The organism is Streptomyces sp. NPDC002958 (assembly GCF_055563255.1).
Genome location: NZ_JBVHDS010000005.1, coordinates 43,519 through 57,076, shown reverse-complemented (window position 1 = coordinate 57,076; position 13,558 = coordinate 43,519). Strand labels below are relative to the sequence as shown.

General features: G+C 68.4%; 12 protein-coding genes and 2 tRNA genes. 9 read left to right on the top strand and 5 right to left on the bottom strand.

Features of this window, described 5'->3' with window-relative positions; genetic code table 11:
- Positions 1 to 7 precede the first annotated feature (7 nt).
- From ACZ3IC_RS11125 to ACZ3IC_RS11115, 3 genes are all read right to left on the bottom strand, one after another.
- Positions 8 to 80: transfer RNA gene (locus ACZ3IC_RS11125), tRNA-Gly, on the bottom strand.
- A gap of 98 nt (positions 81 to 178) precedes the next feature.
- Positions 179 to 250: transfer RNA gene (locus ACZ3IC_RS11120), tRNA-Gly, on the bottom strand.
- A 198-nt stretch (positions 251 to 448) separates the two neighbouring features.
- Positions 449 to 784 (bottom strand): histone-like nucleoid-structuring protein Lsr2, encoded by a 336-nt coding sequence (locus tag ACZ3IC_RS11115; protein ID WP_467414837.1) that lies wholly within the window; start codon positions 782 to 784, stop codon positions 449 to 451.
- A 380-nt stretch (positions 785 to 1,164) separates the two neighbouring features.
- On the opposite strand from ACZ3IC_RS11115, the gene purS reads away from it, so the two are divergent.
- The 7 genes from purS (at position 1,165) to purM (ending at position 9,749) form a co-directional block, all read left to right on the top strand.
- A complete protein-coding gene (purS, locus tag ACZ3IC_RS11110; protein WP_176729353.1) occupies positions 1,165 to 1,425 on the top strand; it encodes a phosphoribosylformylglycinamidine synthase subunit PurS in 261 nt (86 codons plus the stop codon).
- Positions 1,422 to 2,102, top strand: a complete 681-nt coding sequence (gene purQ / locus ACZ3IC_RS11105; RefSeq protein ID WP_467414835.1) for a phosphoribosylformylglycinamidine synthase subunit PurQ — start codon at positions 1,422 to 1,424, stop codon at positions 2,100 to 2,102. The genes purS and purQ overlap by 4 nt, the downstream gene beginning before the upstream one ends.
- Positions 2,099 to 4,348 (top strand): phosphoribosylformylglycinamidine synthase subunit PurL, encoded by a 2,250-nt coding sequence (purL, locus tag ACZ3IC_RS11100; protein WP_467414833.1) that lies wholly within the window; start codon positions 2,099 to 2,101, stop codon positions 4,346 to 4,348. The genes purQ and purL overlap by 4 nt, the downstream gene beginning before the upstream one ends.
- A gap of 567 nt (positions 4,349 to 4,915) precedes the next feature.
- Entirely contained in the window at positions 4,916 to 5,554 is a 639-nt protein-coding gene (locus ACZ3IC_RS11095) for a TetR/AcrR family transcriptional regulator (protein ID WP_467414830.1), read from the top strand.
- A 74-nt stretch (positions 5,555 to 5,628) separates the two neighbouring features.
- Entirely contained in the window at positions 5,629 to 6,429 is an 801-nt protein-coding gene (locus tag ACZ3IC_RS11090) for a maleylpyruvate isomerase family mycothiol-dependent enzyme (RefSeq protein WP_467414829.1), read from the top strand.
- Between the two features lie 665 nt (positions 6,430 to 7,094).
- Complete coding sequence (gene purF, locus ACZ3IC_RS11085; RefSeq protein WP_467414828.1) at positions 7,095 to 8,621, top strand: amidophosphoribosyltransferase; 1,527 nt, start codon at positions 7,095 to 7,097, stop codon at positions 8,619 to 8,621.
- A gap of 60 nt (positions 8,622 to 8,681) precedes the next feature.
- Positions 8,682 to 9,749: a phosphoribosylformylglycinamidine cyclo-ligase gene (purM, locus tag ACZ3IC_RS11080; RefSeq protein WP_467414825.1), complete on the top strand. Its 1,068-nt coding sequence runs from the start codon at positions 8,682 to 8,684 to the stop codon at positions 9,747 to 9,749.
- A gap of 175 nt (positions 9,750 to 9,924) precedes the next feature.
- Here the strand turns inward: purM and ACZ3IC_RS11075 are convergent, their stop codons facing one another.
- Positions 9,925 to 10,182 carry a DUF3073 domain-containing protein gene (locus ACZ3IC_RS11075; RefSeq protein ID WP_030929682.1) on the bottom strand — a complete coding sequence of 86 codons (258 nt, stop codon included), beginning with the start codon at positions 10,180 to 10,182 and terminating at the stop codon, positions 9,925 to 9,927.
- Between the two features lie 311 nt (positions 10,183 to 10,493).
- Positions 10,494 to 11,576 (bottom strand): Leu/Phe/Val dehydrogenase, encoded by a 1,083-nt coding sequence (locus ACZ3IC_RS11070; RefSeq protein WP_467414823.1) that lies wholly within the window; start codon positions 11,574 to 11,576, stop codon positions 10,494 to 10,496.
- Between the two features lie 176 nt (positions 11,577 to 11,752).
- Between ACZ3IC_RS11070 and ACZ3IC_RS11065 the strand changes: the two genes are divergently transcribed.
- Entirely contained in the window at positions 11,753 to 12,598 is an 846-nt protein-coding gene (locus tag ACZ3IC_RS11065; RefSeq protein WP_467414822.1) for a DUF8083 family protein, read from the top strand.
- 523 nt (positions 12,599 to 13,121) lie between these two features.
- Positions 13,122 to 13,328 (top strand): developmental transcriptional regulator BldC, encoded by a 207-nt coding sequence (gene bldC / locus ACZ3IC_RS11060; RefSeq protein ID WP_003949541.1) that lies wholly within the window; start codon positions 13,122 to 13,124, stop codon positions 13,326 to 13,328.
- Positions 13,329 to 13,558: the final 230 nt, after the last annotated feature.

Below are 13,558 nucleotides of genomic sequence, written 5' to 3'. Positions count from 1 at the left end.
CATCAAGAGCGGACGACGAGATTCGAACTCGCGACCCTCACCTTGGCAAGGTGATGCTCTACCAACTGAGCCACGTCCGCATTGCTGCCGCTCATTGTACTCCCGGTAAGGAGATCCGCTGGGCGGTGCGAGCACTACTCTACCCGACCCACCGGAGTGGTTGGTAAGAGCGATGCAGAGCGGGTGACAGGAATTGCACACTGCGCCTTCCCCCTGGAAGGGGGATGTTCTACTACTGAACTACACCCGCACGCTGCGTGAGGTTTGGCTTTGCGGCCTTGCCCCTCGGCGTGCTCCAGACTTTAGCCGACCTGCAGGGGTGTAGCGCAAGTCGGTGGCCGCGGGGTGTCGTCGAGGGTGCGCGGGAGGGCTCGCCGGTCGGCCCCGGCGATCGGCGAGGGGTGCTCGCCGATCGCCGGATCGGGCGGCGTGTTCGCGGGCGTGATCCTCAACTGGCGTCGCGGAACGCCTCGTAGACCTTCTTGGGGATCCGGCCGCGGGCCGGCACCTCCATCCGGTGGGAGCGGGCCCAGGCGCGCACGGCCGCCGGGTCGGGGGCGAGCGAGGTGTGCCGGTACGACACAGGAGTCTTGCCGCGCTTACCGGTTTTTGTCCGCTTTCGGCCGGCTGCCATGTACGGCGCCAGGACCTTGCGCAGTTTCTTGGCATTGGACGGATTGAGGTCGATCTCGTACGACTTCCCGTCCAGGGCGAAGGTGACCGTTTCCGCCGCTTCTCCCCCGTCGATGTCGTCGAAGAGCGTGACCACTACGCGTTGAGCCACGGATATCGGTCCTTTCCTGCGGCATCGGCGCGTCTGGCATGCGCTGATGCCGGCCTTCCGGCTGTTAGGCGGATGCAGGTCGACCGGTGTCGACTGTTTAGGGGCAATGCCGCATTCCCCGGTAATCATTTGTACAGCGGCAGGTGCCGCATTGTGAAGCCCGGCCAATTACCTCCGCGTGTCAGCCTTCTATGTGTGCTGCCGGTGAGGATTTTTTTTGCAGGACTTTCCCCATGTGTTGTCACGGCCGAAATCTGGGCGTGATCGAGGGGGCTCGATATCTACCCGCGTAGAATTTCTGGCCAGGTAGGCTGAGGTGACCTGCGGGGGTCTGGGGAGCCCCCCAGAGAAACAGCCGCACCACACCACCGGGAGTGCCAGTGGCACGCGTCGTAGTCGACGTCATGCTCAAGCCCGAGATCCTCGACCCGCAGGGACAGGCGGTGCAGCGTGCACTGCCCCGTCTCGGCTTCGAGGGAATCGCGGACGTACGTCAGGGAAAGCGTTTCGAGCTCGAGGTCGAGGGGCCGGTCGACGACGCCGCCCTCAGCCGTATTCACGAGATGGCCGAGACGTTCCTCGCCAACACCGTCATCGAGGACTTCACCGTGAAGGTGGAGAAGGCCGAGGAGTCGAAGTGACTGCTCGTATCGGAGTCGTCACCTTTCCCGGCACGCTCGACGACAAGGACAGCCTCAGGGCCGTACGGGTCGCGGGCGCCGAACCGGTATCGCTGTGGCACCGCGACAAGGACCTGCACCAGGTCGACGCGGTCATCCTGGCAGGCGGCTTCTCCTACGGCGACTATCTGCGGGCCGGAGCCATCTCCCGCTTCTCGCCGGTCATGGAGACGATCATCGAGAACGCGCGGGCCGGGATGCCTGTCCTCGGTATCTGCAACGGCTTCCAGATCCTGACCGAGGCGCATCTGCTGCCCGGCGCGATGCTGCAGAACAACCATCTGCACTTCATCTGCCGCGACCAGAAGCTGCGCGTCGAGAACGCGGAGACCGCCTGGACCTCGGACTACTCCGCGGGTCAGGAGATCTCCGTACCGCTCAAGAACATGGACGGGCGTTACGTCGCCGACGAGCGCGTGCTCGACGAGCTGGAGGCGGAGGGCCGGGTCGCGTTCCGCTACCTGGACATGAACCCCAACGGCTCGCTGCGCGACATCGCCGGCATCACCAACGCCGCGGGCAATGTCGTCGGCCTGATGCCGCACCCGGAGCACGCCGTCGAGCCGCTGATCGGAACCGGTCGCACCGACGGCCTCGGTTTCTTCACCTCGATCATCAAGAAGCTGGTCAACGCATGAGCCTGGATACGGTCAAGCACGCGGCCGAGACCCCGGACGTCGCGCAGCCCTGGAAGGAACTCGGCCTCAAGGAGGACGAGTACACCCGGATCCGCGAGATCCTGGGCCGCCGTCCCACCGGTGCCGAGCTCGCCATGTACTCCGTGATGTGGTCCGAGCACTGCTCGTACAAGAGCAGCAAGGTCCACCTCAAGCAGTTCGGCGAGAAGACCCCCGTCAATGACGCGATGCTCGTCGGCATCGGCGAGAACGCCGGTGTGGTCGACGTCGGTCAGGGTTACGCGGTCACCTTCAAGGTCGAGTCGCACAACCACCCTTCGTACATCGAGCCCTACCAGGGCGCGGCGACCGGCGTCGGCGGCATCGTCCGCGACATCCTCGCCATGGGTGCCCGCCCGGTCGCGGTCGTCGACCCGCTGCGCTTCGGCGCGGCCGACCACCCCGACACCAAGCGCGTCCTGCCGGGTGTCGTCGCGGGCATCGGCGGTTACGGCAACTGCCTGGGTCTGCCGAACATCGGCGGCGAGGTCGTCTTCGACGCCTGCTACCAGGGCAATCCGCTGGTCAACGCCGGCTGCATCGGCGTGATGAAGCACGAGGACATCCACCTGGCCAAGGCCTCGGGCCCCGGCAACAAGGTGATCCTGTACGGCGCCCGCACCGGCGGCGACGGCATCGGTGGCGTCTCGGTGCTGGCCTCGGAGACCTTCGAGTCGACCGGTCCGGCGAAGCGCCCGGCCGTCCAGGTCGGCGACCCGTTCCAGGAGAAGCTCCTCATCGAGTGCACCCTGGAGATCTTCGGCGAGAAGCTCGTCGCGGGCATCCAGGACCTCGGCGGCGCCGGGCTCTCCTGCGCCACGTCCGAGCTGGCCTCGGCCGGCTCCGGCGGTATGCGGGTCGAGCTGGACACCGTGCCGCTGCGCGACTCCTCCCTCTCGCCCGAGGAAATCCTCATGAGCGAGTCGCAGGAGCGCATGTGCGCGATCGTCGAGCCGCAGCACGTCGAGCGGTTCCTGGAGATCTGCGAGAAGTGGGACGTCATCGCCACCGTCATCGGTGAGGTGACCGAGGGCTCCCAGCTGGAGATCTTCTGGCACGGCGAGCAGATTGTGGACGTACCGCCGCGGTCCGTCGCACACGAGGGTCCGACGTACCACCGCCCGTTCGCCCGCCCGTCCTGGCAGGACGCGTTGCAGGCCGACGACGCGGGCAAGCTGGCCCGGCCGGCGGACGGCGCGGAGCTGCGCGAGCAGGTCCTCAAGCTGGTCGCTTCCCCGAACCAGGCGTCGAAGTCCTGGATCACGGACCAGTACGACCGGTTCGTGCAGGGCAACACCGTGCTCGCGATGCCCGAGGACGCCGGCATGGTCCGGATCGATGAGAAGTCGAACCTGGGCGTGGCCATGGCGACCGACGGCAACGGCCGGTACGCCAAGCTCGACCCGTACACCGGTGCGCAGCTCGCGCTGGCGGAGTCGTACCGCAATGTCGCCGCCTCCGGCGCCAAGCCGCTCGCGATCTCGGACTGCCTGAACTTCGGTTCGCCCGAGGACCCGGACGTCATGTGGCAGTTCGCCGAGGCCACCCGTGGTCTCGCGGACGGCTGCCTGGAGCTGGGCACCCCGGTCACCGGCGGCAATGTGTCGCTGTACAACCAGACCGGTGAGACGGCGATCCACCCGACGCCGGTCGTGGCCGTGCTCGGTGTGATCGACGATGTCACCCGGCGTACGCCGGTCGCCTTCGCGGAAGAGGGCCAGCTCCTCTACCTGCTGGGCGACACGCGTGAGGAGTTCGGCGGCTCGGCCTGGTCCGAGGTCATCCACGGTCACCTGGGCGGCATGCCGCCCGAGGTCGACCTGGGCCGCGAGAAGCTGCTCGGCGAGATCCTGATCTCGGCCTCCCGCGACGGCATGATCGACGCGGCGCACGACCTCTCCGACGGCGGTTTGATCCAGGCGGTCACCGAGTCCTGCCTGCGCGGCGGGAAGGGGGCCCGGCTGGTCGTGCCGGACGGTCTGGACGCGTTCACCTTCCTCTTCTCCGAGTCGGCGGGGCGCGCGGTCGTCTCCGTTCCGCGCAGCGAGGAGCTTCGCTTCAACGACATGTGCGGGGCGCGGGGTCTTCCTGCCACCCGGATCGGTGTCGTGGACGGCGAGGAGATCGAGATCCAGGGCGAGTTCAGCATTCCGCTGAGCGAGCTGCGCACGGCGCACGAGGAGACCATTCCGGGTCTGCTCGCCTGACGCCTGATCCTGTCGAGGACGGCCCCGCCCGGTTCATGGGCGGGGCCGTCCTCGTATCGTTCGGTTCCGCGACCGGTACACCGGTACGCCGGTACGCCGGTAATTCCGCCGGGCCGCATGCGCATTTCCGGCTGATGGGCAATTGGGGTCCGGATGCGGCCCGTGGAATTCCGTTCACCGGTGGGGTGGTGGCGTTCCGGCGAATGGGTGGGCATTCGCTTTCGGCGGTACGGGCAGGGCCCAGGCCGGAGCCACCACCGGCGCGGGCGGCTGTTCCCGGGCGTCGAGCTCATCATGGCGGCGACGACCAGGCCCTGGGCGGCGAAGCCGTACCGCGGTTCGCGATGGAACAGGGGGAGCGGAAGCACCGGTTCGGCTGCGGTGGTCCGGCGCCGCAGGAGGAGGGCGAGTGCGCCGGTGGTCACCAGGTTCACGATCAGCGGGGCCGGATCCAGATCACGGACGATCGGCACGGGTGCCGCTGTGGGCGGCACCACCCAGCCCGAAAAATTATATCGGGTAAAGATTTCAATTTGGGTCAATCCTCATCCTGAGTACAGTGACGCCATGACTGAGGGGATGAGCCTGCGCGAGCGCAAGAAGCTCCAGACGCGACACCGTCTGCTGGCCGCGGCCACCGAGCTCTTCGCTGCGCGCGGTTTCGACAAGGTCTCGGTCGCCGAGATCGCCGAGGCGGCCGAGGTGTCGAAGATGACCGTCTTCAACTACTTCGCCGGCAAGGAGGACTTGGTCCTCGCTCCCATGGAGGAGCACATCGGTGATGTCGCGCGGGTGGTACGGGACCGGGCCCCCGGCGAGTCCGCGGCGGCCGCCGTGCGCTGTCAGTTCCTGGCCGCCATCGAGGCCCGTGACCCCTCCGTCGGGCTGAGCGATGCGCCGGTCGTGCTCGGGTTGCGCAGGCTGATCCAGGAGACACCGGCGCTGCTCATCCGGGCCCACGCGTTCTCCATGCGCTCCTTCGACCTGCTCGCCGAAGTCCTGGTCGAGGAGGGGGAGGAGCCCTCCATCGCCCGGATCGCGGCCGCCCAGCTGATCGCCACCCGCAACGCCCTCATCGCCGCGAACCAGCTGAGGCTGCTGGCGGGGGAGTCGGCGGACGCGGTCGCGCCGGATGCCGTCGTGCTCGCCGAGCGCGGTTTCGATCTGCTCGACAAGGGGCTGGGCGACTTCGCGACCCGGTCCTGAGGCCGCCGGTCCGGCAGGGCTCAGGGCCTGTCCGACCCTGAGAGCCTGTCGGGCACCCCTTAGGCTCCTGGACCATGCCGCCGTCCCAGAAACGAGCCCGCCGCTACGACCCGGTCAGGACCCGCACCGCCGTCCTGGCGCAGTTCGCCCATGTCCGGGAAGCCGTTCGCGCCCTGACGCCCGAACAGCTCGCGCTGCCGACCCGGCTCGGGGACTGGACCGTGCGCGAACTGGCCGTCCATCTGACCATGGGGCTCTCGCACATCACCCGGAATCTGGAGCTTCCCGAACCCGCCTCTCCCAAGCCCGATCTGACGCTCCTCGAATGGCCGTTCTCGACCGCGGGCCGGGCCGGGCGCATCGCCGACGACACCACGGTGCTCGCCGCGGACCGTCCGGACCTGGACGCGCTGTACGGGGAGGTCACCCGGCGGTTCGAGGAACTGGTGCCCGGCGACCCCGGGGACCGGCTGCTGCCGACCCGGGTCGGTGCGATGCGGCTGGCCGACTTCCTGGTCACCCGTACCGTCGAACTCGTCGTGCACACCGACGATCTGAACGAGGCGGCCGGCCTCGGCATCCCATACGACCGGCAGGCGCTCGCCGCCTGCACCCGCCTGCTCGCCGACGCCCTCGCGGAGAAGGCGCCGGGCGGCTCGGTCGAGGTGCGCGTCCCGCCGTTCGCCGTCGTCCAGTGCGTCCAGGGCCCCAAGCACACGCGCGGTACGCCGCCCAATGTCGTCGAGACCGATCCGCTCACCTGGATCCGGCTCGCGACCGGGCGTACGGAGTGGGCCCGGGAGCTCGACGCGGCGAAGGTCAGCGCCAGCGGTGAGCGGGCCGATCTTGCCGCGCTGCTGCCCCTGATGGGGTGAGGAGGAACCGGACGACGACCCGGACCGTCCCAGGGCCCGCCCGCAGCCCGGCCGGCAGCTCCGATTCCGCGGCGGCCGGGATTCCGACGGCGGCGGTGGCGGCCGTGGCACCGACGGTGGATTCGAAGGCGCGCCGAGTCAGCGAATTCTGGCACTGTTGTTCGAATCACGAGATAGCGTGACTGCTCCGGGGCAGGGCACGGCCGCGCGTGGCGGCGCAGGCGGGCAGGGCTGTCAACGGTGGTCTCGCACTGCGGAACTCGCCGACTCGCCGCCCGTAACCCGCCGCGGGCTTCTCGGCGCCGCCGCGGCCGAGGTCCCCGAGGAGCCGCATACCGGGCTTCCGGGTGTGAGGCTCGCCACGAAACGGGCGTTCGGCCGGGCTCCGCGCCGGAGCATCGACGGCTCACCGAGCGCCACCATCCGGCCCGACTGACCCCGTGCCCCGAGTGGCCGAAACTAGCCGGTAACTGGCTGCTGGTCCGGGCGACCGCCGCCCTGTGGCCGGTCCGCACCCCGTCCCGCACCTCACTGCGACCCGGAAATGATCACTCCGAGTGACTGCCCGAACCGGCCCGTGAACCGCTCCTGGGAGCGCTTCCCCGGTGCTCCGGCCCGGTATCCCGAATTCGGACCAGTGGTCGATCTCGCCTACACTCGGTGGCGTGCCCCGTGGTGATGGACGACTCAACCACGACCTGCTCCCCGGAGAGAAAGGCCCCCAGGACGCTTGTGGCGTCTTCGGTGTCTGGGCTCCGGGTGAAGAGGTCGCCAAGCTCACCTATTTCGGACTGTATGCCCTGCAGCACCGTGGACAGGAGTCCGCGGGCATCGCAGTGAGCAACGGGTCCCAGATCCTGGTCTTCAAGGACATGGGACTGGTCTCGCAGGTCTTCGACGAAACGTCTCTGGGATCTCTCCAGGGCCATATCGCGGTCGGTCATGCCCGCTACTCCACCACCGGTGCCTCGGTGTGGGAGAACGCGCAGCCGACGTTCCGTGCGACCGCGCACGGCTCGATCGCTCTGGGCCACAACGGCAACCTGGTCAATACGGCCCAGCTCGCCGAGATGGTCGCCGACCTTCCCCGCAAGGAAGGCCGCGCCACCCAGGTCGCCGCGACGAACGACACCGATCTGGTGACCGCGCTGCTCGCCGGCCAGACCGATGACGACGGCAAGCCGCTCACCATCGAGGAGGCCGCCGCGAAGGTGCTCCCCGACGTGAAGGGCGCCTTCTCCCTCGTCTTCATGGACGAGCACACCCTCTACGCCGCCCGCGACCCGCAGGGCATCCGCCCGCTGGTTCTCGGCCGTCTGGAGCGCGGCTGGGTGGTGGCTTCCGAGTCCGCCGCCCTCGACATCTGCGGTGCCAGCTTCGTCCGCGAGATCGAGCCGGGCGAGCTCGTCGCCATCGACGAGAACGGCCTGCGCACCTCGCGCTTCGCGGAAGCGAAGCCCAAGGGCTGTGTCTTCGAGTACGTCTATCTGGCCCGCCCCGATACCGACATCGCAGGGCGCAACGTCTACCTCTCCCGCGTGGAGATGGGCCGCAAGCTGGCCGCCGAGGCCCCCGTCGAGGCCGATCTGGTCATAGCGACGCCGGAGTCGGGCACCCCCGCCGCCATCGGTTACGCGGAGGCCAGCGGCATCCCGTTCGGCGCCGGACTGGTGAAGAACGCCTACGTCGGCCGGACCTTCATCCAGCCGTCCCAGACAATCCGCCAGCTGGGCATCCGCCTCAAGCTGAACCCGCTCAAGGAAGTCATCAAGGGCAAGCGCCTGGTGGTCGTCGACGACTCGATCGTCCGCGGCAACACCCAGCGCGCACTGGTCCGGATGCTCCGCGAGGCCGGTGCCGCCGAGATCCACATCCGGATCTCGTCCCCGCCGGTGAAGTGGCCCTGCTTCTTCGGCATCGACTTCGCGACCCGCGCCGAGCTGATCGCCAACGGCATGACGGTCGACGAGATCTGTACGTCGATGGGTGCCGACTCGCTCGCGTACATCTCGCTCGACGCGATGATCGAGGCGACGACGATCGCCAAGCCGAACCTGTGCCGCGCCTGCTTCGACGGTGAGTACCCGATGGAGCTTCCGGACCCGGAGCTGCTCGGCAAGCAGCTGCTGGAGACCGAGCTGGCGGCAGGCCCTGCGGCGACCGCCGCGTCCGACGCACTGCGTCGACCGTGACGGTCCAGCCGTACACCTCTGGCCACCAGCCCCGTATTTCCACACGAAAGATCCCAGGCAATGTCTGAGACAACAGGTGCTTCCTACGCGGCAGCGGGCGTCGACATCGAGGCCGGCGACCGTGCCGTCGAGCTGATGAAGGAGTGGGTGAAGAAGACGCAGCGCGCAGAGGTCCTCGGCGGCCTCGGCGGTTTCGCCGGACTCTTCGACGCCTCGGCCCTCAAGCGTTACGAGCGTCCGCTCCTCGCCTCCGCCACCGACGGCGTCGGCACGAAGGTCGACCTCGCCCGCAAGATGGGCGTGTACGACACCATCGGCCACGACCTCGTCGGCATGGTCGTCGACGACCTGGTCGTCTGCGGTGCAGAGCCGCTCTTCATGACCGACTACATCTGTGTCGGCAAGGTGCACCCCGAGCGTGTCGCGTCCATCGTGAAGGGCATCGCCGAAGGCTGTGTCCTCGCCGGCTGCGCCCTGGTCGGCGGCGAGACCGCCGAGCACCCGGGTCTTCTCGGCCCGGACGACTTCGATGTCGCGGGCGCCGGTACGGGCGTGGTCGAGGCCGACCATCTGCTCGGCCCGGAACGTATCCGTAAGGGTGACGTGGTGATCGCCATGGCGTCGTCCGGTCTTCACTCCAACGGGTACTCGCTCGTCCGTCATGTGGTCTTCGACCGGGCCGGCTGGGCGCTGGACCGCGAGGTCGAGGAGTTCGGTCGGACGCTCGGTGAGGAGCTCCTGGAGCCCACCAAGATCTACTCGCTGGACTGCCTGGCCCTCACCCGTACGACCGAGGTGCACGGCTTCAGCCATGTCACCGGCGGCGGTCTGGCCAACAACCTGGCCCGGGTCATCCCGGACGGACTGCACGCCAGGGTCGACCGCTCCACCTGGACGCCCGGCGCGGTCTTCGACCTGGTTGGCAAGGCAGGCCAGGTCGAGCAGCTGGAGCTGGAGAAGACGCTGAACATGGGCGTCGGCATGATCGCGATCGTTCCGGCCGAGTCCGTGGACGTGGCCCTGACGACACTGGCCGACCGCGGGGTCGACTCCTGGGTCGCGGGCGAGATCACCGAGCGCGGGTCACACACCTCGGGTGCGGAGCTCGTCGGCGGGTACGCGCGATAAGTACGGGCGGGCACACCGGGTTCGCCCGGTGTGCCGCTTCGTCCTCGGTCGCCGGGACGAGGGCCCGCTCGGCGATCGAGGGCACCGAAGTCCGCCCGACCGGCAGGACCGGATCGGGGTAGCACAGAACCCGGTCCGGGACAGGCCCGGACCGGGTTGATGTGTCAGCGCGAGGTCAAGCGCCGCGGCGCTGTGACGACGGACCGGACTGATCGTCCTCGTCCTCGTCCTCATCGTCGTTGTACAGATCCGCGTACTGTGCGTACGGGTCATCTTCCTCGTCGTCGTCCTCGAACGGCTCTGCGTTCGGTGGTTGACTCGAAGGCGATGCGCCCAGCTCATTGGCCAGACGCGACAGGTCAGTCCCGCCGCTGCTGTACTTCAGCTGGCGGGCGACCTTTGTCTGCTTGGCCTTTGCCCGGCCGCGCCCCATGGCTCGACCCCCTCGGTGACGGGGCTCGACGGCCCCAGAGTCTTGACACGCGTTCATGTTTCAGGACGGACTCTCGGGTGAGAGACCGTGCCCGTAGGGCTTTAACGGTACCTGCTTCCGCGGCCATACGGTACGTCGCCCGCATCACGCGCCCCGGAAGAGGACCGGCGAGAAGCCCCGTCCTCGCTGGTCAACTGCGATTTTAACCTCTTCTTGGCATGCGACCCGCCGACCGGCGTGAGTCTTGTCTCGCCGGTCGGCGGGTCGGCAGGTCACATGCGGCGAGGGCGTCGGGTGACGCCCCGCCACCGTCAGCGACGGCGCGCTTCGGCCATCCGCTGCTCGGCGATCCGGTCGGCTGCGGCAGCCGGCGGAATCCCGTCGCTCTTCGCACGTGCGAATATGGCCAGCGTGGTGTCGAAGATCTTCGACGCCTTGGCCTTGCACCGGTCGAAGTCGAACCCGTGCAGCTCGTCGGCGACCTGGATGACACCGCCCGCGTTCACCACGTAGTCGGGTGCGTACAGGATCGACCGGTCCGCGAGGTCCTTCTCGACGCCGGGGTGCGCGAGCTGGTTGTTGGCCGCGCCGCACACCACCTTGGCGGTGAGCACCGGAACGGTGTCGTCGTTCAGCGCGCCGCCGAGCGCGCACGGGGCGTAGATGTCCAGGCCCTCGGTACGGATCAGCGCGGCGGTGTCCGCGGCGACGGCGACCTCGGGGTGCTGCTCGGTGATGCGGCGGACGGACTCGTCCCGCACATCCGTGATCACGACCTCCGCGCCGTCCGACAGCAGATGCTCGACCAGGTGATGACCGACCTTGCCGACTCCGGCGACCCCCACTTTTCGGCCACGCAGCGTCGGGTCGCCCCAGAGGTGCTGGGCGGAGGCCCGCATGCCCTGGAAGACACCGAACGCGGTGAGGACCGAGGAGTCGCCGGCGCCGCCGTTCTCGGGGGAGCGGCCGGTGGTCCAGCGGCACTCGCGGGCGACGACGTCCATGTCGGCGACATAGGTGCCGACGTCGCAGGCCGTCACGTAGCGGCCGCCGAGCGAGGCCACGAACCGCCCGTACGCCAGCAGCAGTTCCTCGGTCTTGATCTTCTCGGGGTCGCCGATGATGACGGCCTTGCCGCCGCCGTGGTCGAGACCGGCCATGGCGTTCTTGTACGACATACCGCGTGACAGGTTCAGCGCGTCCGCGACGGCCTCCTCCTCGGAGGCGTACGGATAGAAGCGGGTGCCGCCGAGGGCCGGGCCCAGAGCGGTGGAGTGGATGGCGATGACGGCCTTGAGGCCGCTGGCACGGTCCTGGCAGAGCACGACTTGCTCGTGGCCCCCCTGATCCGAGTGGAACAGGGTGTGCAGGACGCCGTCGGTCACATCGGTCACTGTGGTGACTCCCAAGTACGAAGCGGCGGAAGACCCTCCTGAAGGTGGGGAGGGCCGTGGACCGGCCGGCATGGCCGGTCCGACTGGGCAAGAGCGTAAGTCCTACGCGCACGTAGATCTGTTCCAGTGCCCAGGATCACCCCCTCGGCGGAGTAGTGCATGACACGATTTGCTGCATGTCGGTGGTGTCTTCAGTGCTCGTCCCTTACGCGTCCTACCTCCGGGTGTACGAGCCGCTGGCCGCCTTCCCGGAACCTGAACGCGCCCACTGGGCCCGTTACGCCAGGCGCTCCCGCATCCCCACGGCCCAGGACGAACTGCGTCGTTCGCTGGCCGACTTGGTGGCCACGCCGCCGGTCGTAGTGCCGGTGCACGAGAGCGGGGACGCGTTCGTCGCAGAGGTCGACGGTGTGGTGTGTGTCTGCCCGTGGCGGACCAGGCTGCGCGGCTGGCTGGCGCTGGACGGGCTGATGGAGATGTTCCCGGGGCCGGTGCTCGACGCGGTGCTGCCGCCGGTGGTGCGCGGGCAGGCGGTCGCGGATCACGAACGGTGGGCGGAGCACAATCCGGACGCCAGGCCCTGGATCCTCACCTCGGTGTGGCAGGTCCCCGTGCGCTGGTTCGTGCTCTTCTCCGATGGCGAGCGGGAGTACGCGGAGGCGGGCGAGGGCGGCGAGGCGCCCGTGCTGCGCTACCGGACGCCGATGGTCCAGGCCCGGCGCCGGCTGGCCCGGACGCTGAAGACGCTGCGCGAGACGGTGGAGGAAGGGCCGCTGACCGAGGGGCTCGTGGAGGTGGGGCGCTGGCTGGAGGAGTTCCATCCGCGCGCACTGGTCGAACTGGACTACGCGGGTCTGGTGCACGCACTGCCGGCGGAGCATCTCGCAGGGGACCGCTCGGCCGCCGATGTGGCCGAGGGCGTCGCGGCGCTGCAGGCCGGCGACGCCGAAGGGGCGAGTGCGGCGTACGGACGGCTGGTGGAGCGCTGGCGAGCGGTAAAAGATCGTCAATTCGCGAACTGACAGGTCCTCATTCTCGTCTGAACCTGTGTCCTGTGTGACACGTGAGGATGAAGGGGCGGAGGCGTATCGCAGTGGTCTCGGGACCTACGTCCCGAACCGGGCCTTTGCCTCAAGCGTGATGGATAGCACTAACGGGGCCCTTGCGCCCTTCCCTACCCCTCGTGCCAAAATAGGACAAGGAGCTCGGGGAGGGCTCCATCCGTCCAACTGGGGGCGGATTGCTCTGCATTGCACGCTATGGGAGGTCTGGTGACTCCTGATCGCTCTGTGACTGATCGTCACGGTGGTGTGACTGTCCGCTATGGCATGGTCCATCGGCTTCCGTCGCTGATGAACACCTGGGAGGGCAATTCCATCGGTTTGGCCGACGTGGCTGGACGGATGGTGTAGTTGTAGTGCCGAGGACAAGCCGTTCGTCCTATAACCGACTCGGCCCGCGTCCGTCATTTCGGGCAACGCGGGTCAAGGTGCAGAATTTAGAGGAAAGAACCGAGATGGTTCGGTTCTCCCGAGGAGGCCGCTCATGACCGCTCGCACCCCTGATGCCGAGCCGCTGCTGACCCCGGCTGAGGTTGCCACGATGTTCCGCGTGGACCCGAAGACGGTTACCCGCTGGGCGAAGGCGGGCAAGCTCACGTCCATCCGCACGCTCGGTGGACATCGCCGGTACCGCGAGGCAGAGGTCCGCGCACTGCTTGCGGGTATTCCGCAGCAGCGCAGCGAGGCCTGACATACCCCTGTCGCCGCGCCACAACTGGGCTTCCGGGTCCCCCAACCCGTACAGGTCCACCCATGGCTCCACATGACGGGCGCCCGCCCCAACAGGCGCCATACCTGTGCAATACGGGAACGTCGTTCGATCGCGCTGGACTCCGCCGGGTCCAGCGCGATCTTTTTTGTGCCCTCACGGCCCCGGACGCCTTCCCCGTCCGCGCCGTCCCGGGCGGCTCCGGCGCCGCT

What these genes read in the sequence shown, in the direction of transcription:
- bldC (WP_003949541.1), top strand. Translation starts at nt 13,122, where the DNA reads ATGACCGCTCGCACCCCTGATGCCGAGCCGCTGCTGACCCCGGCTGAG.
- ACZ3IC_RS11095 (WP_467414830.1), top strand. Translation starts at nt 4,916, where the DNA reads ATGACTGAGGGGATGAGCCTGCGCGAGCGCAAGAAGCTCCAGACGCGA.
- purM (WP_467414825.1), top strand. Translation starts at nt 8,682, where the DNA reads ATGTCTGAGACAACAGGTGCTTCCTACGCGGCAGCGGGCGTCGACATC.
- ACZ3IC_RS11065 (WP_467414822.1), top strand. Translation starts at nt 11,753, where the DNA reads ATGTCGGTGGTGTCTTCAGTGCTCGTCCCTTACGCGTCCTACCTCCGG.
- ACZ3IC_RS11090 (WP_467414829.1), top strand. Translation starts at nt 5,629, where the DNA reads ATGCCGCCGTCCCAGAAACGAGCCCGCCGCTACGACCCGGTCAGGACC.
- ACZ3IC_RS11075 (WP_030929682.1), bottom strand. Translation starts at nt 10,182, where the DNA reads ATGGGGCGCGGCCGGGCAAAGGCCAAGCAGACAAAGGTCGCCCGCCAG.
- purL (WP_467414833.1), top strand. Translation starts at nt 2,099, where the DNA reads ATGAGCCTGGATACGGTCAAGCACGCGGCCGAGACCCCGGACGTCGCG.